Annotated in this window: 19 protein-coding genes; 11 read left to right on the forward strand and 8 right to left on the reverse strand. The window is 69.5% G+C overall.

Going from position 1 to position 21923, the window contains the following annotated elements; translation table 11 throughout:
* Positions 1-138: 138 nt before the first annotated feature.
* Complete coding sequence (locus tag IE262_RS35690) at positions 139-918, reverse strand: DUF3050 domain-containing protein (RefSeq protein ID WP_166681816.1); 780 nt, start codon at positions 916-918, stop codon at positions 139-141.
* Between the two features lie 221 nt (positions 919-1139).
* Here IE262_RS35690 and IE262_RS35695 point away from each other — a divergent pair, with 221 nt between their 5' ends.
* From IE262_RS35695 to IE262_RS35720, 6 genes are read left to right on the forward strand one after another with little or no spacing between them, the layout of a single operon-like run.
* Positions 1140-1718 carry an antibiotic biosynthesis monooxygenase gene (locus tag IE262_RS35695; RefSeq protein ID WP_373305221.1) on the forward strand — a complete coding sequence of 193 codons (579 nt, stop codon included), beginning with the start codon at positions 1140-1142 and terminating at the stop codon, positions 1716-1718.
* A gap of 30 nt (positions 1719-1748) precedes the next feature.
* Positions 1749-3878, forward strand: a complete 2130-nt coding sequence (pabB, locus tag IE262_RS35700) for an aminodeoxychorismate synthase component I (RefSeq protein ID WP_189879621.1) — start codon at positions 1749-1751, stop codon at positions 3876-3878.
* On the forward strand, positions 3875-5401 hold the full coding sequence (locus IE262_RS35705; protein WP_189879623.1) for a benzoate-CoA ligase family protein: 1527 nt from the start codon (positions 3875-3877) through the stop codon (positions 5399-5401). The genes pabB and IE262_RS35705 overlap by 4 nt, the downstream gene beginning before the upstream one ends.
* A 29-nt stretch (positions 5402-5430) precedes the next feature.
* On the forward strand, positions 5431-7002 hold the full coding sequence (locus IE262_RS35710) for a class I adenylate-forming enzyme family protein (protein ID WP_189879625.1): 1572 nt from the start codon (positions 5431-5433) through the stop codon (positions 7000-7002).
* Positions 6999-8186, forward strand: a complete 1188-nt coding sequence (locus tag IE262_RS35715) for an FAD-dependent oxidoreductase (RefSeq protein WP_189879627.1) — start codon at positions 6999-7001, stop codon at positions 8184-8186. The genes IE262_RS35710 and IE262_RS35715 overlap by 4 nt, the downstream gene beginning before the upstream one ends.
* Positions 8187-8197: 11 nt before the next feature.
* Positions 8198-8992, forward strand: coding sequence for an aminotransferase class IV (locus IE262_RS35720; RefSeq protein WP_134042257.1), 795 nt, complete (start codon positions 8198-8200; stop codon positions 8990-8992).
* Positions 8993-9156: 164 nt separating this feature from the next.
* Here the strand turns inward: IE262_RS35720 and IE262_RS35725 are convergent, their stop codons facing one another.
* Positions 9157-9648: a carboxymuconolactone decarboxylase family protein gene (locus IE262_RS35725; protein WP_134042255.1), complete on the reverse strand. Its 492-nt coding sequence runs from the start codon at positions 9646-9648 to the stop codon at positions 9157-9159.
* Between the two features lie 179 nt (positions 9649-9827).
* Here IE262_RS35725 and IE262_RS35730 point away from each other — a divergent pair, with 179 nt between their 5' ends.
* The gene (locus IE262_RS35730) at positions 9828-10523 is read left to right on the forward strand and encodes a L,D-transpeptidase family protein (RefSeq protein ID WP_134042253.1); all 696 of its coding nucleotides are present in this window, start codon (positions 9828-9830) and stop codon (positions 10521-10523) included.
* A 30-nt stretch (positions 10524-10553) separates the two neighbouring features.
* Here the strand turns inward: IE262_RS35730 and IE262_RS35735 are convergent, their stop codons facing one another.
* Genes IE262_RS35735 through IE262_RS35750 form a run of 4 tightly spaced genes read right to left on the reverse strand, consistent with a single transcriptional unit; the run spans position 10554 to position 15008 of the window.
* Complete coding sequence (locus IE262_RS35735; RefSeq protein ID WP_134042341.1) at positions 10554-11756, reverse strand: Gfo/Idh/MocA family protein; 1203 nt, start codon at positions 11754-11756, stop codon at positions 10554-10556.
* A gap of 29 nt (positions 11757-11785) precedes the next feature.
* Complete coding sequence (locus tag IE262_RS35740; RefSeq protein WP_189879629.1) at positions 11786-13129, reverse strand: ABC transporter substrate-binding protein; 1344 nt, start codon at positions 13127-13129, stop codon at positions 11786-11788.
* Between the two features lie 10 nt (positions 13130-13139).
* Positions 13140-14069: a carbohydrate ABC transporter permease gene (locus IE262_RS35745; protein WP_134042249.1), complete on the reverse strand. Its 930-nt coding sequence runs from the start codon at positions 14067-14069 to the stop codon at positions 13140-13142.
* A gap of 18 nt (positions 14070-14087) precedes the next feature.
* On the reverse strand, positions 14088-15008 hold the full coding sequence (locus IE262_RS35750) for a carbohydrate ABC transporter permease (RefSeq protein ID WP_134042247.1): 921 nt from the start codon (positions 15006-15008) through the stop codon (positions 14088-14090).
* Positions 15009-15183: 175 nt separating this feature from the next.
* On the opposite strand from IE262_RS35750, the gene IE262_RS35755 reads away from it, so the two are divergent.
* Positions 15184-16359, forward strand: coding sequence for an ROK family transcriptional regulator (locus tag IE262_RS35755; RefSeq protein WP_189879631.1), 1176 nt, complete (start codon positions 15184-15186; stop codon positions 16357-16359).
* A 395-nt stretch (positions 16360-16754) separates the two neighbouring features.
* Here IE262_RS35755 and IE262_RS35760 read toward each other — a convergent pair whose 3' ends face one another.
* Both IE262_RS35760 and IE262_RS35765 read right to left on the reverse strand, forming a co-directional pair.
* Positions 16755-18122, reverse strand: a complete 1368-nt coding sequence (locus tag IE262_RS35760; RefSeq protein ID WP_134042241.1) for a S1 family peptidase — start codon at positions 18120-18122, stop codon at positions 16755-16757.
* A 98-nt stretch (positions 18123-18220) separates the two neighbouring features.
* The gene (locus IE262_RS35765) at positions 18221-19243 is read right to left on the reverse strand and encodes a hypothetical protein (protein ID WP_229877843.1); all 1023 of its coding nucleotides are present in this window, start codon (positions 19241-19243) and stop codon (positions 18221-18223) included.
* Between the two features lie 237 nt (positions 19244-19480).
* Between IE262_RS35765 and IE262_RS35770 the strand changes: the two genes are divergently transcribed.
* The 3 genes from IE262_RS35770 (at position 19481) to IE262_RS35780 (ending at position 21499) form a co-directional block, all read left to right on the forward strand.
* On the forward strand, positions 19481-20125 hold the full coding sequence (locus IE262_RS35770; protein WP_189879633.1) for an HAD family acid phosphatase: 645 nt from the start codon (positions 19481-19483) through the stop codon (positions 20123-20125).
* A 54-nt stretch (positions 20126-20179) separates the two neighbouring features.
* Entirely contained in the window at positions 20180-20566 is a 387-nt protein-coding gene (locus tag IE262_RS35775) for a PPOX class F420-dependent oxidoreductase (protein ID WP_189879635.1), read from the forward strand.
* Between the two features lie 117 nt (positions 20567-20683).
* Positions 20684-21499 carry an SAM-dependent methyltransferase gene (locus tag IE262_RS35780; RefSeq protein ID WP_134042235.1) on the forward strand — a complete coding sequence of 272 codons (816 nt, stop codon included), beginning with the start codon at positions 20684-20686 and terminating at the stop codon, positions 21497-21499.
* The last annotated feature ends 424 nt before the right edge of the window (positions 21500-21923 follow it).

Raw genomic sequence — 21923 nt, forward strand, 5'->3', positions numbered from 1 at the left:
CATGCCGGGCCCGGAGGCCAGCGGCCCTCTTGCAGGACCGCGAAGAACATAACGGGGGGGGCCGCCCGCAACCCCAGCGCGGGCGGCTCCCCACGGTCCTCGAACCGAGGCCGGTCCCACGGCCTCAGTCCGAGGAGGTCATCCCATGGCCTCGACGATGCCGTCCCACAGCCGGATCCTCGCCTCCAGGGCGAGCTTCGCCGTCTCCGCCGCCTCCTGCCAGCGCGTGTCGGCCTCGCCGCAGAGGTCGGCGACCATCTGCATGGCCATCGGGGTGTGTTCCTCGCCGTCGACCTCGATGTGGCGGGCGAGGTAGTCGCAGAAGAGGGGGAAGCGGTCGGTGCCCTCCTTCTTGATCACCTGGTCGAACATGTCCGGGATGAGGTCCTCCCGGGAGAAGGCGAACGCGGCGGCCCGGCAGTGCAACGGCCGGTCGGAGATGATCTCGAAGGTGGTGCGGACGAACTCGGCGGCCGGGGCCGGGACCTGGGCGACGCGCAGCGCGGCCGGTACGTCGTGGCCCTCCTTGACCAGGGCGAGGAAGGTGTCGATGCGCGTCGTGTCCGCGTCCGCCTCCGCCATGCCCGCGCGGTACAACTCGAAGTGGCTGGTGAAGCCGCCGTTCAGCTCGTCGCTCTCCTCGACCAGCACGATGTCGTTGATGAGCCGCCGGCTCACTTCCGACCCGAGCGGCACCCAGGGGACGTCCACGCAGGTCAGTTCCCGCTGAAGGGACTTCAAAAGCGACATGAAGTCCCACACCGCGAACACATGGTGTTCCAGGAAGGTCGCCATGTCCGCTCGGCTGTTGATGCGCTGGTAGATCGGGTGCGCGGTCACTTCCTTCCGTGTGGGTTCGATCGCCGCGCGCGCCCGATCAATTCCCTCGTGGTTCATGTTCCAGTCGTAGCGGGACATGGCTCTCCTTTGCTTTCTTGCCGAGCCGGATGGCGAGATCGTGCTCCTTTCTTTCTCGGCCCGGCAACCGCTTTCGTGAATTCCGGGGAAGTTACCCGCGGTATGGCTTGGCGGATGGCGTCAAGTCGGACGAAAGGATGACATAGGGTCCCGTTTCAGGCAGCTGAAAATTCTTCGTTGAATCTTTGAACGTGACCTGGTTGTTATGCGTACTCGACGGGGTGAGCAGGAATCCCGTTACCGTCACCGTGGCGTACCACGTGACGCCGGGCCGTGAGGCCGACTTCCACTCCTGGGGGTGGGCCGTGCTGCGCGAGAGCGCGCAGCAGCAGGGTTTCCTCGGGGGTGGCGTACTGGTCGACGGAGAGGCGGACTGGCATGTGGTCTACCGCTTCGACAGCGATGGTTCGGTCCGGGCCTGGGAGAACTCGGTCACCTGGGCCCAGTGGGCCGCCCGCCTTGAGGGCCTGGGACGGGAGACCGGGCGGCGGAGTATCAACGGCTCCAAGGCGTGGTTCGACTCCCAGACCGTGACCCCGGCCGCACCCCGTCCGCCACCGAAATGGAAACTCTGGTTCGTCAACATGAGCGCGGTCTTCCCGCCCGTGCTCCTTTTCAATCTGACCGTGCTCCCTTATCTCGAAAGTCTTAATCCTCTTTTCCGTACACTGCTGCTGTGTCTGTCCGTGACAGCCATTGTCACGTGGATTCTCATGCCGAGACTTCAGCGTTTCTTCAAGAAATGGCTGTACCCGCCGCTCCAGGCGCTCCGCGGACGGCACAAACGACGGACCGCTTAGGTCCGCGAACGATCAAAGGGGGGTGGGCGGGTGAAGACCCTGCTCATCGACAATTACGACTCGTACACGTACAACCTGTTCCAGTTGATCGCCGAGGTCAACGGTGAGGAACCGGTGGTCGTCCTCAACGACACCCCGCCCGACGGCGTCCCGGACCTTCGGGAATTCGACAACGTCGTGGTGTCGCCGGGACCCGGACACCCCTCGGATCCGCGTGACTTCGGCATCGCCGCACGGGTCATCGCCCGGGCCACGGTCCCCGTCCTCGGCGTCTGCCTGGGCCACCAGGGCATCGCCGTGGGGGAGCGGGGCACCGTGGCTCCCGCGCCCGAGCCCCGCCACGGGTACCTCTCCACCGTCCGGCACGACGACCGGGACCTGTTCCAGGGACTGCCGCAGAACTTCACCGCCGTCCGCTACCACTCGCTGGCGGTGAGCGAACCACTGCCCGAGACCCTGGAGGCCACCGCGTGGTCCGAGGACGGGGTGGTCATGGGGCTGCGGCACCGCACCCGGCCGCTGTGGGGAGTCCAGTTCCACCCCGAGTCCGTGCTCACCGACTACGGCCACCGGATGCTCGTCAACTTCCGCAACATGACAGCGGAACGAGCCCTGAGCCCACGGACGAAGAACACCGCGGTCACCCCCTCCGCGGCGGCGATCCCCCGCCAGCGACGAGCCCCCAGCCCGGCCTACCGGCTGCACACCCGCCGTATCGCCACGGCGATCGACGCCGAGGCCGCCTTCACCCGTATGTGCACCGACGCGCCCCGCGCGTTCTGGCTCGACAGCTCCCAGGTGGAGGAGGGCCGGGCCCGCTTCTCGTTCTTAGGCGACGGCAACGGCCCCCTCGCCGAGTTCGTGCGCTACGACGCCACCGCCGGGATCTGCGAGGTCGAACGGCCCGGACTGCCCCCGCGCAAGGTCCGGGCGAGCATCTTCGACTACCTCAAACGGCAACTCAAGACCCGTCGCGTCGACGGGGCCGGACTGCCCTTCGACTTCACCGGCGGCTACGTCGGCTACTTCGGCTACGAGACCAAGGCCGACTGCGGTTCCCCGAACCGCCACCGGGCCGAAACCCCCGACGCCTGCTGGCTGTTCGCGGACCGGCTGATCGCGGTCGACCACGAGGAGGGCTGCACCTACGCCGTCTGCCTCGCCGAGGACACCCCCCAGGCCGCCCGCGTGGCCGCCGACTGGCTCGACACCGCCACCGCCCAGCTCACCTTCGTGGCGTCCGCCGACCCGACCCCCACCCCGCCCACGCCCACCGAGCCGAACCCCGCCGCCGCCGAACCCTGGCTGGTCCGCGACCGGACGACCTACCTCGCGGACATCGAGGCCTGTCAACGAGAGCTCAGGGCGGGCACCAGCTACGAGATCTGCCTCACCAACGCCGCCCGGCTGCACGTGCCGTACGACCCGTACGACTACTACCGGGTGCTGCGCCGCCTCAACCCGGCTCCGTACGCGGCGTTCCTGCGGTTCGGGGACCTCGATGTGGCCGGCGCGTCACCCGAGCGCTTCCTGCGCATCACCCCGGACGGCATCGCCGAGGCCAAGCCCATCAAGGGGACCGCGCCGCGCGGCGAGACACCCGACGAGGACGCACGGCTGAGGGACGAACTGGCCGCGGACGCCAAGACGCGCGCCGAGAACCTCATGATCGTCGATCTGCTCCGCAACGACCTCGGCCGTGTCTGCGCCACCGGCAGCGTCCGCGTCTCCCGCCTGATGGCCACCGAGACGTATGCCACCGTGCACCAGCTGGTCTCCACCGTCGAGGGACGGCTGCGCGACGGCACCGGCGCCGTGGACTGCGTACGCGCCTGCTTCCCCGGCGGATCGATGACCGGCGCACCCAAGCTGCGCACCCTGGAGATCATCGACGAACTGGAGACCGAGGTCCGCGGCGTGTACTCCGGAGCCCTCGGCTACTTCGGGTGCGGCGGCGGCGCCGACCTCAACATCGTCATCCGCACCGCCGTGTTCACCGGCGGCCGCATGCACCTCGGCGCCGGTGGCGCCATCGTCCTGGACTCCGACCCGGTCGCCGAGTACGACGAGATGCTGCTGAAGACCGCGGCCCAGATGCGGGCCCACCATCACACCGAGCGCTCCGCCCTCCCGGCCACCGCCAAGGAGCACGCCCGATGACGACACCGCAGTCCACCCTCGTCCCCGCCGACATGGCCGCCCCCGGCAACCTCGCCGCCCATCTCGCCGCGCTCGCCGAACGCCGCGAGTGGACCCACCGCATCGCCTTCCACCAGGGCCACCGCGCCTTCACCCACGGCGAGGTGCACGACCTCGCGGCCCGCGCGGCCACCGTGCTCGCCGACCACGGCGTGCGCCCCGGCGACCGGGTGCTCCTCGCCCTGCCCGACTCCGTGGCCTGGGTGGCGGCCTTCCTCGCCGCCGCCCGGCTCGGTGCCGTCGCCGTCCTGGCCAACCCCGAACTCACCCCGGCCGAGCACCAGTTCATGGCCGAGGACACCGAGGCCGCGCTCTGCGTGACCGGGCCGGGACTCGACGACACCTTCCCCCGCCGGACCCGCCTCGGCGCCGACCAGCTCATCGCCCTCACGACGACCGCCGAACCCGCCACCGACGCCCAACCGGTCGACGCGCACACCCCGCTCTACATCCAGTACACCTCCGGCACCACGGGCCGCCCCAAGGGGGTCGTCCACTGCCACGGCGACCCGAAGACGTACCACGACCTCATCGGCAGGCGGCTGCTGCGCATCACCCAGGACGACGTCACCCTGTCGGTGTCCAAGCTGTACTTCGCCTACGGCTTCGGCAACGCCTTCGTCTTCCCGCTCTTCTCCGGATCCTCCGCCGTCCTGGTGGACCGCCGGCCCACCCCCGCCGCCGTGGACGAGATCGTCGCCCGGCACCGTGTCACCCTGCTGTACTCCGTGCCCTCCGCGTACGCCGCGCTCGTCGCCGACCGGGGCAACGGGCACGAGACGTGCTTCGCCTCGGTGCGCGCCGCCGTGTCGGCCGGCGAGGGCATGCCCGCGGGCCTCGGCACGCAGGTCACCGAGCTGCTGGGCGCGCCCGTGCTGGAGCAGATCGGCTCGACCGAGGCCGGGCACGCCTTCTGCGCCAACAGCTTCGAGCACAACCACCCCGGCACCGTCGGCCGCCCCGTCCCCGGCTTCGAAGTGGAGCTGCGCGATCCCGCGGGCAACAAGATCGCGGACGGAGAAGAGGGCGAACTCTGGGTGCGGGGACCGACGTTGACGCCCGGCTATCTGAACCGCCCCGAGGAGTCGGAGCGCACGCTGGTGGGCGGCTGGCTGAACACCCGCGACCGGGCCCGCCGCGAGACCGACGGCACCTTCCGGCACCTGGGCCGGGCCGACGACATGGAGATGGTCGGCGGCATCACCGTCTCCCCGCTGGAGGTGGAGGCCCTGCTGCGCGGCCACCCGGCGGTCCGGGAAGTCGCGGTCGCCGCCGTCACCGACGAGCGCGGCGCCAGCCGGCTGCGGGCCTTCGTCGTCCCCGCCACCCCGATCCCGGCGGGCCTGGAGGCCGAACTCATCTGCCTGGCCCGCGAGAAGCTCGCCGCCTTCAAGGTCCCCCGCAGCGTCAGCTTCGTCCCGTCCCTGCCCCGTACCTCCACCGGCAAGCTCCGCCGCCACCTCGTCCGCCAGGGCGCGTGGTGACCACGCCTCCCGCAGAAAGGATTGGGCTCATGCGACAGCCACAGCCCCTGCTCCCCGCCGACCGTGGCTTCTACCTCGGCTCGATGCTCCGGGAAGCGGCCGACCGCCACGGCGGCGTCTTCGTCACCCTCGACCGCCCGCTCGACGTCAACCCCGACCTCGGCGTCGACCTCAGCTACTCGGTACTGGCCGACGTGGTCGACGAACTCTCCGGCCGTCTCTGGGAGGCCGGGGTGCGGCCCTCGGAGGAGGTGGCCGTCCACAAGACGGACAACGTCGACATCGTCCTGCTGACCTGCGCTGTCTCCCGCATCGGAGCCGTCCCCGTCCTCCTGTCGCCGGGGCTCGCGGGACCGGTCGTCGGCCAGCTCCTCGAACGGCTCCACCGCCCCTGGCTGATCACCGACAGAGCCAAACTGGAGGGCCCCCTCAAGGACGTCGAGCTCACCGACGTCGTACGGCGGACGCTGTCCGTGGACGAGGCGCCCGGCGCCGAGCCACTGGAGAAGTACACGGGTGCCGCGACCCCAGCCCCCATACGGCTCCACCCCAGGGAGGCCTCCCTCATCACCCACAGCTCGGGCACCACCGGCCTCCCCAAACTCGCCGTGCACTGCCCCAACACCATGTGGAACCGGCTCGTCCCGCAGAAGGCCATGGGCTGGCCCACCCGCGGCGAGACCGCCGCCCTGCACCTGTCGTTCGTGCACTCGCGCTTCTACCACCTGCTCGGCGTCCTGCTGCACTTCGGCAGCCCCCTGGTCCTGATCACCGACCCGGCCCCGTCCTCCGTGGGCCCGATCCTCGCCCGGCACCGGCCCGGCATCGTCGAGACCCACCCCAACACCTTCGTCCTGTGGGAGGAGTTGGCCGACGCGCCCGGAGCACCGCTGTCCCGCGTCCGCAGCTACGGCTCCACCTTCGACGCGATCCACCCCCGCACCGTGCAGCGGCTCCTGGACGCCTCGCGGCGGCGCTCGCCGTGGCTCATCCAGCTGTACGGGCAGAGCGAGACGGGACCGGTCGCCTTCCAGTGGTTCACCCGCCGCAGCGCGGCCCGCGCCGACGGCCGCCGGGTCGGCATCGGCATCCCCGGCTTCACCCGGGTACGGGTCGCGGACGGCTCCGGCCGACGGGTTCGACCCGGCACGGCGGGACGCATCGAGGCCCGCACCCGCGGCCGCATCCTCACCTACCTCGGCGCCCGCGACCGCTATCTGCGCCAGCTCAACGACGGCTGGTGGGAGATGGGCGACATGGGCTACCAGAGCCGCTGGGGCGCCCTGTACCTGATCGACCGTGAGATCGACCAGATCGACTCCGTGCACAGCAACCTGGAGGTCGAGGACACACTGATGTCCCGGCTGGAGGAACTGCGCGAGGTCGTCATCGTGCCGGGCGCGGACCGCGAGCCCGTACCCGTGGTGTGCGTCCGCGGCGAGCAGCCCCTCGACCTGGACCGCTGGCAGGAGGCCACGGCCGACCTGCCCGCGATGGCCGAGCCGCGCCAGTGGAAGTTCGAGGACCTGCCGATGACGTCCACGTGGAAGGTGAAGAGGGTGGAGATCACCCGCATGCTCACCGAGAGCACGGCCGCATGAGCCGGGTCCTGGTCGTCGGCGCCGGACCCGTGGGGCTGTCGGCGGCCCTCGCCCTGCGCGCCAAAAACCTGAAGGTGACGCTCCTGGAGGCCGACCCCGAGGGCCGCCAACGACCCGGCAGCCGCGCCCTGTTCGTCCACCGCGAGACACTCGAACTCCTCGACGGCATGCGCCCGGGACTCGCCGCCGAGATCACCGGCTACGGGCAGACCTGGCACACCAAACGCACCCTCTACCGGGGCCGCGAGGTGTACGCGCGCACCTTCCCGCCGCCCACGGGCATCCCGCCCTTCACCAGCCTGCGTCAGGTGGACACCGAGCGGTTCCTGCTCGCCGCCTGCGAGGACGCCGGCGTGGAGTTCGTATGGGGTGCCCGGATCGCGGGCGTGCGCGTCAACCCGGACCCCCCGGACCACGTCGCCCTCACCGACGACGACGGCCGCGTGTGGACCGGCACACACGCCGTCGCCGCCGACGGCGCCCGCTCGACCCTACGGCGCGAGCTCGGCATCGCCATGGAGGGCACCCACGGGGACGGCTTCCACGTTGTCGTGGACGTGGCCGACATCCCGGGGGCCGAACTGCCGCTGGAGCGGGTCTTCCACTACGAGCATCCGGAACTCGGCGGCCGCAGCCTGATGCGCGTACCGTTCACCGGCGGCTTCCAGGTGGACCTGCAGTGCCGCGACGACGACCGGCGGGAGGAGTACGGCACAGAGGAGGCCGTACGGCGCTGGCTGCCCGCGGCGGTCGGCGACGGGTACGACGAACGGATCCTGTGGGTGTCGACCTACCGCTTCCTGCGCAAGGTCGCCGCCTCCTACACCGACCCCGACCGCCGGGTGCTGCTCGTCGGCGAGGCCGCCCACCTCTTCCCCCCGTTCGGGGCGCGCGGCATGAACAGCGGCATCGCCGACGCGGCGGCGGCAGCAGAGGCCGTCGCCACCGGCACCCCCGACGCGATCGCCTCCTTCGCCGAACTCCGGCGCCAGGCCGGCCTGTTCAACAGTGCGGCCGCGGGCACGGCCCTGGACCACCTGCGGCCCCATCGGCGCATCGTACGCGTCAAGCAGCGCGCGGCGGCGGCCCTCGCCCCCGTGGTGCCGCGGTGCGGCGCCTGGTTGGAGAACGCGCCCTACGGACCCCGGCACGGCTCTGCGGCCGCCGCCGGCCGCACGTACTGAAAGGAACCCCATTGACACAACCGGCCATCGCGGAGGGGCTGTTGGCGTGGTCGCCCGACCGCGGTCTCACCCCCGCACCGGCGCAGGGCGGGCGGCTGCTCGTCGCGGACTCCTGGCTGCTGCGCGACGGACGGGTGCGCGGCTTCGACCGGCACCGTGAACGCTTTCTGCGCGCCTGCGGCGAGTGCGGCGCACCTCCCCTGCGGCGGCTCGTCGAGTTCTGGCACGACATGACCGCCGCGCTGCCGCGCACGGGGAAGTGGTTCCCCCGCGTCGAACTCGCCGCGGGCTCCCTGGAGTTGCGCCTGCTGCTGCGGCACGCGCCACCGCTTGGCACGGACGTACGGGTGTGGGCGGCGGGCCAGCCCGACCCGCGCACGGTGCCGCGCCGCAAGGGACCGGACCTGGACGCGCTGGCCCGGGTCCGCGGCCGGGCCGCCGGGGCGGACGCGGACGAGGCGGTGCTGATCGCGCCCTCCGGGGTGGTGCTGGAGGGCGCGACCTCCAGCCTGCTGTGGTGGGAGGACGACACTCTGTGCCTGCCGCCGCCGCGCCTGCCCGTCCTCCCCGGGGTGACCATGGCGCTCGTCCAGGAACGGGCCACACGCACCGGCATCCGGGTCGCCCACCACGAGCGCACCCTGGCGGAGCTGGACGGCCGTGAGGTGTGGCTCGTCAACGCCCTCCACGGAATCCGTCCCGTGCGCGTCTGGACCGGCCGCCCACTGACCGCCGGGCCCGCCGTGCACGCCCCGGAATGGCGACGGTGGCTGGACGACATGATGGAGCCGCTGCCGGACAACTGACATCACGGGCGGGAAGAAGCACCACGAAGAAACGCCACGAAGAATGCCCACGAAGAAGCGCCGGGCCGAATGCGATACGGCCCGGCGTGATCAAACGTTCCCGGATATGACAGAATTCCCCGACCGGAGATTTCTTCCGGGGAATTATCTCGCTCTTCCGACGGTCAGTCCTTCTTTGGAACGGGCTGGTAGGCGCCCGGCACCATCCGCGTGGCGATCGCGATCCGGTTGTACGCGTTGATGACGGTGGCCGCCCAGATCAGCGCCGCGATCTGCTCCTCGTCGAACACCTCCGCGGCCTCCGCGTACACGGCGTCCGGGACGTGCCCGTCGTGCACCAGCGTCACTGCCTCGGTCAACGCCAGCGCGGCGCGCTCCCGCGCGCTGAAGAACGGAGTCTCCCGCCAGGCGTTCAGGGCGTAGATCCGCTGCTCGGTCTCGCCCTGGGCGCGGGCGTCCTTGGTATGCATGTCGAGACAGAACGCACAGCCGTTGATCTGCGACGCGCGAATCCTGATCAGTTCCAGGATCTCCGACTCGACCTTCGCGTCCTGGGCCGCGGAAACAGCTGCGGCATGCAGGGAGCCCATTGCTCCGGACACCTGGGGGGTGATTTTCTTCAGGGCCACGCGGGATACGGAATCACTGTTGGTCATGAGGAGACTCTATCTCCGCAATGTTGTTCCGGAACGGAAAAACCAGCGAATTACCGCAGTGTGATCCACGCGACCGGGTAACCGTTCCGTCTCGGCGTGACCCGTCGCGCAACCTTCTCCGCCCAACGCGTGTCCCAACAAGCAGAATCCGCGAGCAGCACGCACAGGGAGGGCCTGCCATGGGGGACATGGGGAGACGCGGCGCGGTCGCACTCGGGATCACCGGACTGGTGGCACCGCTCACTCTCGCACTGGGTACCGCGCCCGCGCAGGCGGCGAGTTGTACCACGTCGACCGGTCCGTATCAGAAGCAGGTCGAGAAGTTCCTCGGCCGGCCCGTCGACGGCAGGCAGTCCGCCGCCGACTGCACGGCGATCAAGGCGTTCCAGACCAAGCACGGCATCACGCCGAACATCGGCTACGCGGGCCCCATCACCTGGGGCGTCATGGACCTCATGCTCAAGCAGAAGGCCGTGGGCGACAAACCCAACAAGAACGGCACGTGCCCCGTCAACAAGGGCCGCATCGCCTGCGTCAACCTCACGCTCCAACTCAGCTGGATCCAGGACGGCGACAAGCTCGTGTACGGACCGGTGCCGGTGCGCACCGGCCGTGACGGCTACGAGACCCGCACCGGGCTGAAGAAGATCTACTGGCGGCACATCGACCATGTCTCGTCCATCTACGACGTGCCCATGCCCTACAGCCAGTTCTTCGACGGCGGCCAGGCCTTCCACTCGGCCGGCGTGAGCATGTGGAACCCACCCGGCTCGCACGGCTGCGTCAACATGACCAAGACCGACGCCAAGAAGTACTGGTCGCTGCTGAAGAAGGGCGACGACGTCTACGTGTACGGCCGCAAGCCGGGCACCTGACGCGGTGCGGGCACCCGGCTCGCGTGCCCGTCACGCCTCGGGCGCGTCCCCGAAGTCGGGGATCTCCAGCCTCGCTCCGCCCTGCTGCGCGGACTCGTGGGCGATGATGCCCGGCAGGGTGTAGCGGGCTGCCACCCAGGCGTTCACGGACGGCAGCGTCCGGGTGTTGACCGCGGTCACGAAGTCGTCGACCAGGAAGTGATGGCTGCCCTCGTGCCCGTTGTGCAGGTGGTCGAACTCCCGTGGCAGGCGCGAGCGGTCGTGCACGGGAGCCGACCCGGAGGTGAAGGCGGCCCGGAGGTCCGGCGCGATGTGCTGGAGTGACGGGTCGTCAGGGGACAGGGTGGGCTTGGGCTCCAGCAGCTCGCTGATGTCCTTCACCCCCGTCTTGTCCTGCCACAGGGCCACCGTGGCGAGCTGCTCCATGCTGGCGTCCGTCCCGAAGAACCGGAAACGCGACTCCCGTATGTGCGAGGGATAGCCGACACGCCGGAACTCGTTCGTACGGAAGGAGCCGCCTCCCGCCACCTCGAACAGCGCGGTGGCGTTGGAGAAGTCGTTCCCGAACTGGCTGACGCCCTTGTCGAAGACACCGTCGCCGCGCCCGTCGACCACACCGATCGCGGACACGCTCACCGCGTGCGTCTGCCAGGCCCCGAGTACCCCGCCCACCGAGTGCGTCGGGTACAGCAGCGGCGGATAGCTGGCGGTCGCCTTCCAGTTCTCGCCGCCGCTGTACTGGTACGCCTCGTAGAACCCGAGGTCCATGTCGTGCACATAGTCGCCCTCGGCGTAGAAGATCCGGCCGAAGGCGCCCTGGGCGATCTGGTTGCGGGCATGGACGGTCGCCGGGTTGTACTGACTGGTCTCACCCATCATGTACGTCAGCCCGGTCGCCTTGACCGCGTCGATGATCGCCGCGATCTCCTCCGTGGTGACGGCCATGGGGACGGCGGAGTAGACGTGCTTGCCGGCGCTCAGGCCCTGGACGACCAGCGGGCCGTGCGTCCAGCGCTGGGTGAAGATCGCGACCGCGTCGACCGCGTCCGACTCCAGCATGGCCTCGTACGACGGGAAGGTGCCCGTGAGGCCTTCGGAGGCGGCGAGCTGCTCGGCCCGGTCGGGGAGCAGATCGGTGACGTACAGGTCGCTGACGCCGGGGTGGGCCAGGAACAGTTTGGCGAACTGGCCCGAGAACTGTCCGGCGCCGACGATGCCGAGGGAGAACGTCATGTAAGGCGTGCCCTTCACTGGTCGAGAGATCACTGCGAGAGGATCAGGTTGATCTGTTCGTTCGTCTGGTCGAGGCTGCTCACGGGTTTTCCGTTGCCGTAGATGTCCTCCATCGCGGGCGCCATGAGCGCCGTCATGTCCGCCGAGTAGCTGGCGATCGGATACGAGAAGGTCCTGAAGTGCTTCTTGTCGGCGACGGGTTCGGTGAAGGCCGAGACGTCGACGCCCTTCTTCTCGTAGGCGGCGACGGCGGCCTCGGTCCCGGCCCGGGTGGCGGGAAAGACGACCCCGTGACTGCCGACCACGGTCTGGCATGCGTCCGAGGCCAGATACGCCACCCACTTGCGGGCGCCCTCCTTGTTCCTGGCGGCCTTGGTGATGGAGTCGGCGAGACCGTTCATCATGGTGGCGCGCCGGCCGGTCGGGCCGACGGGCGTGAGCGCGGTCCTGATGTCCTTGCCCTTGAAGCCCGCGTAGGTGGAGATCATCCAGGCGCCGTCGAAGGCGGCGGCGGCCTTTCCGGCGGCGACCTGCGTGTTCGCCTGGTTGGACTGGATGTTGTAGTCGGAGAGGGGAGCCATGTAGCCCTTCTTCGCCAGACCGAAGTACCACTGGATGACGGACTGGAAGGTCTCGCTGTCGTACTGGTACTTCGTGCCCCAGCGCGGCTTGTCCAGGTAGCTCCACCCGGCGGAGGCGGCGAAGTTGCTCCACTGGGTCTGGCCGTCGCCGAAGCCGCCACCGTTGCTGGCCAGGCCGTACACCTTGACGTTGTTCTTGTCGAAGCCCGGCTCGTCGCCGCGCTTGCCGTTCCTGTCGATCGTGAGGTGGGCGATGGCCTTCTCGAAGGTGCCGCCGTCCTCCGGGTTCCAGGACAGGTTGCCCAGTCGATCGGCGGTGAGCCCGGCGTCCTTCACCATCGTCTCGTTGTGGAAGAGCGCGACCGTGTCCCAGTCCTTGGGGGCGCCGTAGCGGTGGCCGTCCTTGCCGATCCAGTTGGCGGCGAGGCCCGGCTGGTAGTCGGAGTCCTTGATGCCCAGGTCGTCCAGTGGCTCCAGCACCTTCAGATCGACGAACTGGCCGAAGTTCTGGATGTGGTCGGTGAACACGTCCGGCTGGGTGCCCGCGATGAAGCCGGCCGTCAGCTTGGTCCAGTAGTCGCCCCAGCCCAGCTGGGTGATCTTGACCCTCAGCCCGGGGTTCTCCTGCTCGAACCCCTTGGCACAGGCCTGGTAGGCGGGCAGCTGGTTGGCGTCCCAGAGCCAGTACGTCACCGTGTTCGCGGACGCCCCCGTCGAGTCACCCTGCGCACAACCGGTCACCAGGGACAGTGTCAGCGCTCCGGCCAGCGCGGTCAGCGTACGACGTCGCATCAGTTCTCCCTCACTTGATCCCGGTGAAGCCGATGGAGCTGACGATGCGGCGGGCGAAGCAGGCGAAGAGCACCAGCATCGGCAGCGCGGCGATGAGCGTCGCGGCCGTGAGCCCCGACCAGTCGACGCCGGCCGCCGGGGTCTGCGCCCGGAAGATCGCCAGCGCCACGGTCAGCACACGCGAGCTGTCGCTGTAGGAGACCATCAGCGGCCAGAAGTAGTCGTTCCATGCGGTGATGTACGTCAGCACGGACAGCGTGATGATCGGGGTGGACGCCATCGGCAGGACCACCCGGAAGAAGATCTTGACCTTCCCGGCGCCGTCCAGCAGCGCCGCCTCCTCGACCTCCCGGGGGATGTTCATGAAGAACTGCCGCAGGAAGAACACCGCGAACGGGGTCATGAACAGGCTGGGAAGCGCGATGCCGAGCAGCGTGTCCACCAGGTGCAGTTGCTTGATGAGTACGAAGTTCGGCAGCAGTGTGAAGATGGTCGGCACCATCAGCCCCGCCAGGAACAGGCCGAACACCGTGTCCCGGCCGCGCCAGTTGAGCCGTGCGAAGGCGTACGCGGCCATCGCCGAGAAGAAGATCTGGCATCCGGCGATCAGAGTCGAGACGATCACCGAGTTGAGCAGATAGCGCCAGAAGCGGAGCCCGCCGCCCGCGCCACCCTGCGCGACCACTTCCTCGGCCGACTGCAGACCGAGGGCGCGCTCGAAGCCGGTGCCGGTGAGGTCGACCGGCAGCGGGTTGGTGGGGTCGGCTCTCAGGCCCGCATTGGTGGACAGCGCGGTGCGCAGGATCCAGTAGAACGGCAGCAGGGTGATGAGGACGATCAGCCCCATCACGGCCCAGGCGGCGACCCGCCCGAGGGAGAACCTGCGCCTGACGGGCCGTACGGCCGGCGGTGTTGTTGTCGTGGCGGTCACGGCAGCCATGTCGGTGTCTCCCTTCCCTCAGCCGAGGTCGGTCTGGCCGGCCCGGGTGAGCCGGTACTGCAGGACGGTGATCGCGCTGAGCACGACCAGCAGCGCGACGGACATCGCCGAGGCGTAGCCGAACTGGAAGCGGCCGAAGGCGGATCCGTAGATGTAGTACTGGAGCACGTTGGTCGCGTTCGCGGGACCGCCCGCGGTGGTGACCGCGATGGTGTCGAACACCTGGAACGACCCGATCACGGTCATGATCAGCACGACCGCGAGCACCGGCCGCAGCAGCGGCATGGTGATCCGCCAGAACATCCGCCACTCGCTCGCGCCGTCGACCTTGGCCGCCTCGTACATGCCGTTCGGGATCGCCTGGAGCCCCGCGAAGAGCAGGAGGGCGGTGTAGCCGACGTGACGCCAGACGTTGATCAGGGCGATGGTGGGGATCGCCCAGGTCTCGTCGGCGAGGAAGGGGACACGGTCGAGTCCGACGGCGCTGATGATCTCGTTGCCGATACCGAGCTGGGTGTCGAGGATCCACAGCCAGACCAGACCGGCGACGACGTTCGACATCAGATACGGGGTGAGCACGATGCCCCGCAGCACGGCCGACTGGGTGAGCCGCTGGAGGAGGACGGCGATGGCGAGCGCCGACACCGTCTGGATGCCGATGTTGATGACGACGTACTCGACGGTGACCTTCAACGAGTCCCAGAAGATGGGGTCGTTGACCATGCGGACGTAGTTGTCGAGACCCACCCACTCCGCCGGGGTCAGCAGGTTGAAGCGGGTGAAGCTCAGATAGACGCCGCGGAGCGTCGGCCAGAGCAGGAACACCAGGAAGCCCAGCATCGCCGGAGCGACGAAGACGGCCGCGAGGGCGCCGTCACCGCCGGGGCGGGCCTTCGCCCTCAGGAGGCGTGATGGTGGACTGCTGGAGGCGACGGTCATCGGGGGGCTCCCTCATCGGCGGCTCGTCCTCAGGCCACTTACTTTTGAGGCGGAATAATTCTGGCGTCAAGAGTCCTGCGGACACCTTTTCGCCAGCGGTGATCGCGACATAGACTGCGGTCGTTACTTCCGCAGTGAAAGAAACCTGGGAAGAGGTTGGGAGAGTCGGACGTCCATGACCACACGGACCGCCAGTTGGCTGCCGCTCAGCACGGGTGAACGCGCGGTGGCGCTTGAGGTGCTCGTGCACGGCCCGCTGTCCCGCGCCGAGATCGCCCGGCGGCTCAGTCTCTCGGCGGGAAGCCTCACCCGGCTGACCAAACCGCTGCTCGAATCGGGCCTCCTCGTCGAGGTTCCCGAGGGCGCCGCGCTCGCCGGGGTGCGGCAGGGGCGCCCCTCTCAGCCCCTCGACATCGTCGCCGAGTCCCGCTCCTTCGTGGGCTTCAAGATCACCGAGGACATGGTGTACGGCGTCGTCACCACGCTCCGCAGTGAGATCGTCGCCCGCCACGACCGCCCGCTCACCACGCACGACCCGGACCGCGTCGCCGACCAGCTGGGCGAGATGATCGCCGAGCTGGCCCGCGCGCACCACGGTCTCGCCGGCGTCGGCATCGGGGTGGGCGGTCTCGTCCGGGACAGCGCCGTGGTCGGGGAGTCTCCCTTCCTGTCGTGGCGGAACGTACGCCTGGCCGAACTCGTCGAGGAGCGGACCGGGCTGCCGGTCGTCGTCGAGAACGACGTCGGCGGGCTCGTCGAGTCCGAGATCTGGTTCGGCGGCGGGCGCGGACTGGAGCGTTTCGTCGTCCTCACGATCGGCGCGGGCATCGGCTACGGACTCGTCCTGGGCGGCAGAAGGGTGCCCTGCGCCGAGGAGGACCGCGAGTTCGGCCGCCACTGGATCGTCAACCCCAACGGCCCGCTCACCCCCGAAGGCGCACGCGGCAGCGCTGTCTCCCTGCTGACCATTCCCAGCATCCGCTACCAGATCCGGGCCGCCACCGGCCGTGACCTGACGTACGAGGAGATCCTCGATGCCGCCGCCGCGGGCGAGCCCATGCCCGCACGCGTCATCGACGAGGCGGCGCGCGCCCTGGGCACGCTGGTGGCCCAGATCTCCAACTTCGTCATGCCCCAGAAGATCGTGCTCGCCGGGGAGGGCGTCGGTCTGATCGACGTGGCCGGCGACGCGGTGTGGGAGACCATTCGTGCCCACCGTCACCCGCTCGCCGAACCGGTACCCCTGGAGACCAAGGTGTCGGACTTCCACGACTGGGCGCGCGGAGCCGCGGTGCTGGCGATCCAGGTCCTGGTGCTCGGCACGGCCCAGGGCGGTGCGAACGCGGAGTGAGCAGCTTCACGTTCCGTAATGCCCGAAGCGTCGGCTTTACTCACACCGGCTTCACGTGTGACCACGTATGGTTCACGGCATGCCCACCAGCGCTGAAGTCGCCCTGGAAAGACCGGAAAGAACAGCAGCCGAGGTCAACGAAGAGATCCGGGCTCTCTTGTCCCGGAGTGGCGGACTGCTCAGCGGGGAACAGCGGCGCGCCTATCAGCGCCTGGTCAACGAGTGGGCCGCAGCTTCTCCGGGGTCGGCTGCCTGAGCGCGCTCCGCAGGGGGCGCCCCATAGGGGCGCGGGGCTGTGACATTCTGCGGCTCCGCCGCGTGGGCGCGACCAGCCACGGAGGACCCGCAGACGGCAACGAACCCTGCCCGGCAGACGGGACCCGAAACCCGGTAAGTCACCCCCAGCTCCGCGCATACTGCCGACGGTAAGCGTTCCTCTCCTGCTCCGTACGGATGTACCTCGTCGCGACCAGCGCCACCAGACTCCCCGCGATGACCAGCAGCCCCGGTCCCACGTTCCGCGGGTCCGTGAGCCGCTCCACCAGTGAGGTCACCGCTTCCGACGGCTCCACGGGCTGCACCGCACCCGGCTGTGCCGCCCCGGGCTCCACGGCCCCCTCTTCCGCGCCCTCCGACGGCGAGTTCTGATCCGCGGGGGTGTCGGACACCCCGGTCAACGTCACGTTCAGCGCGGTGAGCGCCTTGGTCAGCGGCTGGAAGAACGTCGTACCGCCCGACTTGCAGTCCCCGTTCCCGCCGGATGTCACTCCGAGAGCGACACTCTCGGAGAAGAGCGGGCCGCCGCTGTCGCCCGGCTCGGCACACACCGTGGTCTCGATCAGCCCGGTGACCGTGCCCTCCGGATAGTTCACCGTCGCGTTGAGGGCGGTCACCTCGCCCTCGGCCAGCCCGCTGGTGCTGCCGCTGCGGAACACCTTCTGGCCGACCGTGGCATCGGCCACCGACGTGATGCGCACACCGCGCCCCTCGCCGATGGCCACCACATTGGAGGCCTCGCTCTCGTCCTCGTTGTCGTACTGCACGAGGGAGTAGTCGGCACCCGGGAAGTTCGACGTGATGGTCCGGCCGATCTGCCGGGTGCCCTGGGTGTCGTCGAACCACACGGAACCCGCCGGCCCGCAGTGTCCGGCCGTGAGCATGAACCTGCTCTGCCCGTTGGTCACGTTGAAGCCCACGGAGCAGCGCCCGCTCGTCGAGAAGATCGGCTGGGCGCCGTTGAGCCGGGTGGTGAAGGTGCCCTCGGTGCGCTCCATCCGCACCGAGCCGCCGATCTCCTCGGCCACGCGGGTCATACGGGACCAGTCGTCCTTGGAGACCGTTTTGTCGGCGCGCACCACGACCTCGTTGGACGAGGGGTCGATGGCCCACGAGGTGCCCGCCACCCGTGGCGCCGAACGCAGTGCCTTCGTCGCGGAGTTGAGGTCGTCCATGCTGTAACGCACCTTCTTCGGGCGTGCTCCCGCGGCCTTCACCTCGGCCGCCGCCTCCTCGTCGGTGACCGCGACGACCGGTTCTCCGTCGGACCCGATCCACGAGCCCGCCGTGCGGGAGTCGCCGAGTCCGGACACCAGCCCCGAGCCGGTGTCGGCCACGGCGCGGGCCGTGCTCGTCGGGGGAGAGGTCGCGGTGGCCGGTGGTTCGCTCGCCATGGCCTGCGTGACCATCAGTCCTCCGCAGAGCAGTCCGCCGACGGCCGCCAGCCGTGCCACTCGCCGGACGACCCGTCGTCGTGCGTGCCTCATTCCATGGCTCCCGAACACCGAACCGCACGGCGTCAACCACCGCCAGGACCCCCGTCGTTGAGCGCCCTTCCCTCATACGTGCAGCAAGGCCCGTGTGTTCACCGCATCCCAACGCGCCCGGTCGCCGCTTCCGGCACAGGCCCCAGCACCGCCCAGCTGCGGTCGTCGCCCCACACGGAGTACGGGTCGACGTACGGGCGCAGGAGCGTGGTGAGCCGGGCGTCGCCCCGGCCGCCCCGCTCGTCCGAGGCGATCTTGCGTGCGATGCCGGCGAGGAAGTCGGCGAGTTGCACCCGTGGATCCGAACGCGCGGCGACGAGCCGCAGCCCGGCGAGCCGGGCCGTCTCCTTCAGCCAGGCGATGCGGTCCTCGGTCAGCATGTTCTGGCGGTCGTGCACGAGCGACACGGGCCGGCCGCCACCGCTCCAGTGGGCCGCAGTCCGCACAATGGCCGGCAGAAGTGGATTGAGCACGGGGTAAATCGCGGGTGTTTCGGCGATCCGCGCCCGATAGGCGTCGGCGCGGGAGCGGGCCGCGAGCAGCGCGGCCAGAATGTCCCCCAGCCCGTTTCCGCTCGGGTCGCCGGAGTACGTCCAGGACAATGCGTCGATCATGTGGAAGAAGGCGTCGACCGGGGCGCCGGCCTCACCGTTGTTCCGCACCCGCAGCAGACGGTTGGAGGATTCCAGAAAAGCCCGCCACCGTTCGTCGCCGAACGAATTCCGGCCCTCCCGGTAGAGGGTGGCGGCTGTCGTTCCCGTCTCCCCGAGGAGCAGGTCGACCATGCGGTCCACCACGAAGAACGACTTCTCCGTCAGGTGCACATGGGCGTGTCCGTACAGCGGTCCGTCGGTGTCGAGCAACCACTCCAGCACCGCCCTGTGTTTCTCCCGCAGCAGGTGGTTCGCCTTGTACTCCTCGGCGGGGGACCGAATCCGGTCGCGTATCACCTGGACGGAATGTGCGGCGAACTCGACGGGCAGATGCACACTCGCGTGCGCGAACACATCCGTGTTTCCGCTGGTGAGGTTCTCGCCGTCCGATCCTGATTCGTCGCAGGCGATTTCGACAGGCCGCCCGCCGGGAACGCCCCGTACCGGGTCCGCGCGCACATGAGCCACAGCTCTGCCCCCTGCCTGTCCGCCCGAGAACATCATCGCGCACCCCCCGGGGCCTGGCGAGGCAATTACGGTCCCGTCCCGGCCGGGCGACGCCTGCTCCGGCTGACGCACAAGACGTCGTCTACCAATCGGTAACTTCCGTGTTGACTCCGCGCCACCGGTGGGCATGACCATGACCAGTGCGGCGAGGGTGGACCCCGCCGCCGCTTCCATCGGACATCGGAGAAGGGGACGGACATGAGAACACGCGGTGTGGCGCGCCGGATCGGGGCGGTCTCCGTGGTCGTGGCGTTAGGCGTCGGGGGAACCCTCGGCACCGCGGGACCCGCCGCCGCGGCCCCGGCCGAAGCCACGGCGAGCGTGGCCGCGGCCCAGGCCGCCGCCGAGGTCGACTACGACACCTGGCAGCGCGACGTCAAGGCCGTCATCGACCAGGCCAGGCCCTACATCCAGCAGCGCACCCAGGACACCGCGGGACAGAAGCTCGCCGTCGTCTTCGACATCGACAACACCACGCTGGAGACCGACTTCCACCCCTGGTACCAGCTGCCCACTCCAGCTCTCAAGCCCTCGCTCGACCTGGCCGCCTACGCCCGCTCCCGCGGCGTCGGCATTTTCTACGTCACCGCCCGGCCGGGCATCATCGAGAGCCTCACCGAATGGAACCTGAAGAACGTCGGCTACCCCGTCTCCGGTCTCTACGTGCGCGATCTCCCGGACCTGTTCGACGAGGTCAGCGCCTACAAGACCAGCAAGCGCGCCGAGATCGAGGCGAAGGGGTACACCATCATCGCCAACATCGGCAACAACGAGACCGACCTCGTCGGCGGCCACGCGGAACGCACGTTCAAGCTGCCCGACTACGGCGGCCAGTTGTCCTGACGGCCGACGCGACCGGACGGGCCGGGCGATCCCCGGCCCGCCTACACTCCCGTCATGGACGAGACCACGCTGGACGCGCTGGGCGCGGGCAAGTACGTGCTGATCACCAGCTACCGAAAAAACGGTACACCCGTGGCGACACCGGTGTGGGTGGTACGGGACGAAGAGGCGCTCGGTGTCTGGACGACCGCGGACTCCTGGAAGGTCAAGCGGATCCGCAACCACGCCGACATCCTCGTGGGCCCCTGCGACCTGCGAGGGAACCCGACAGGCCAACAGATCCCCGGCCGCGCCGAGATCGCCGACCCGGCCACCACCGAGCACTACCGCCGGCTCATCGCCCGCAAGTACGGACTTCTCGGCCGCCTCACCCTCCTGGGCAGCCGAATGCGCCGCGGCAAGGCCGGCACGGTCGGACTGCGCGTCTCGCTCACGCCCTGAACCACGTGCCATCCCTGTCTTCAACTGGACGGCCTCGTGCGGCGGTTGGGAATATGCCGGTGGATACTTCTGACGTCAACTGACGTCACCACCAGCTCGTCCCAAGGAGGTTGTCGGGTGTCGCAGGAATGGTCCGCCCCTGACACAGCAGCGTTATCGAAGATCGACTCGACGGTGCCGCATTCGGCCCGGATCTGGAACTACTGGCTGGGCGGCAAGGACAACTACCCCGTCGACCACGAAGCGGGCGACGCCTTCATCAAGATCTTCCCCGGCATCACCGACCTGGCCCGCGACTCACGAGCGTTCCTCGGCCGCGCCGTGCGCCACCTGGCCGGCGCGGCCGGCATCCGCCAGTTCCTCGACATCGGCACCGGCCTGCCGACGGCGGACAACACCCACGACATCGCCCAGCGGGTGGCACCCACGGCGCGCGTCGTCTACGTCGACAACGACCCCCTGGTGCTCGCCCACGCCCACGCCCTGCTCACCAGCACGCCCGAGGGCGTGACCGACTACATCGACGCCGACCTGCACGACCCCGACCTGGTGCTGCGGGAGGCGGCCAAAACGCTGGACCTCTCCCAGCCGGTCGCCCTCACCCTGATGCAGGTCAGCGGGCACATCGCCGACTACGACCAGGCACGCGCCATCGTCGGCACGCTGATGGGGGAACTGCCGCCGGGCAGCTACCTCGCGTTCAACGACAGCGTGGACACCCATCAGGGGAACGCCGAAGCGACCCGGCTCTACAACGAGACCGGTGCGGCCGCCTACTACCTGCGCAGCCCGCAGCAGCTCGCCGGCTTCTTCGACGGCCTGGACCTCCTGGAACCCGGAGTCGTTCCCCTCGCCGACTGGCGCCCCGACCCCGGAGCCGCCCCCTCCCAGGGCGAGGTGATCGCCCTGGGCGGCGTCGCCCGCAAACCCTGAGACGACGCGCTCGCCCTCTGGATCCGCGGCCCGGGGGCGGCACCCGAACGGGTGCCGCCCCCGGGCCGCGCGAGTGTTTCCGGGAGCCGGGGTACTCGTCCCGCGGCTCGGCGGCAAGGGATGACGAGAGGCGAGCCGGTCACGACGGGCAGGAGGAGGCGATCCGTGGAGCACGAGCGCCATGAGGAGTCCACAGGCCTGGGGCGTGTTTCGAAGGTCCCGTCGTCCGCCCGGCGGGCGGGCCGAACGGCAGCGACGGGGGTGCCCCCGCGCGAACTCGGGTTCGAGCGTGGGGGAGCGTGCTCTCGGCGTGCCGGGCGGAAGACCCCGTTCACGGACCGGATGTACGTGGGCTTTCGCCCGGTGCGGCGAGCGGGGGTACCTCCCACGCCCTGGAGGCGGTGGGGGAGCGTGCCAGGCGTCG

It is taken from the genome of Streptomyces bluensis, from assembly GCF_014650715.1.
Classification (GTDB): Bacteria; Actinomycetota; Actinomycetes; order Streptomycetales; family Streptomycetaceae; genus Streptomyces; species Streptomyces bluensis.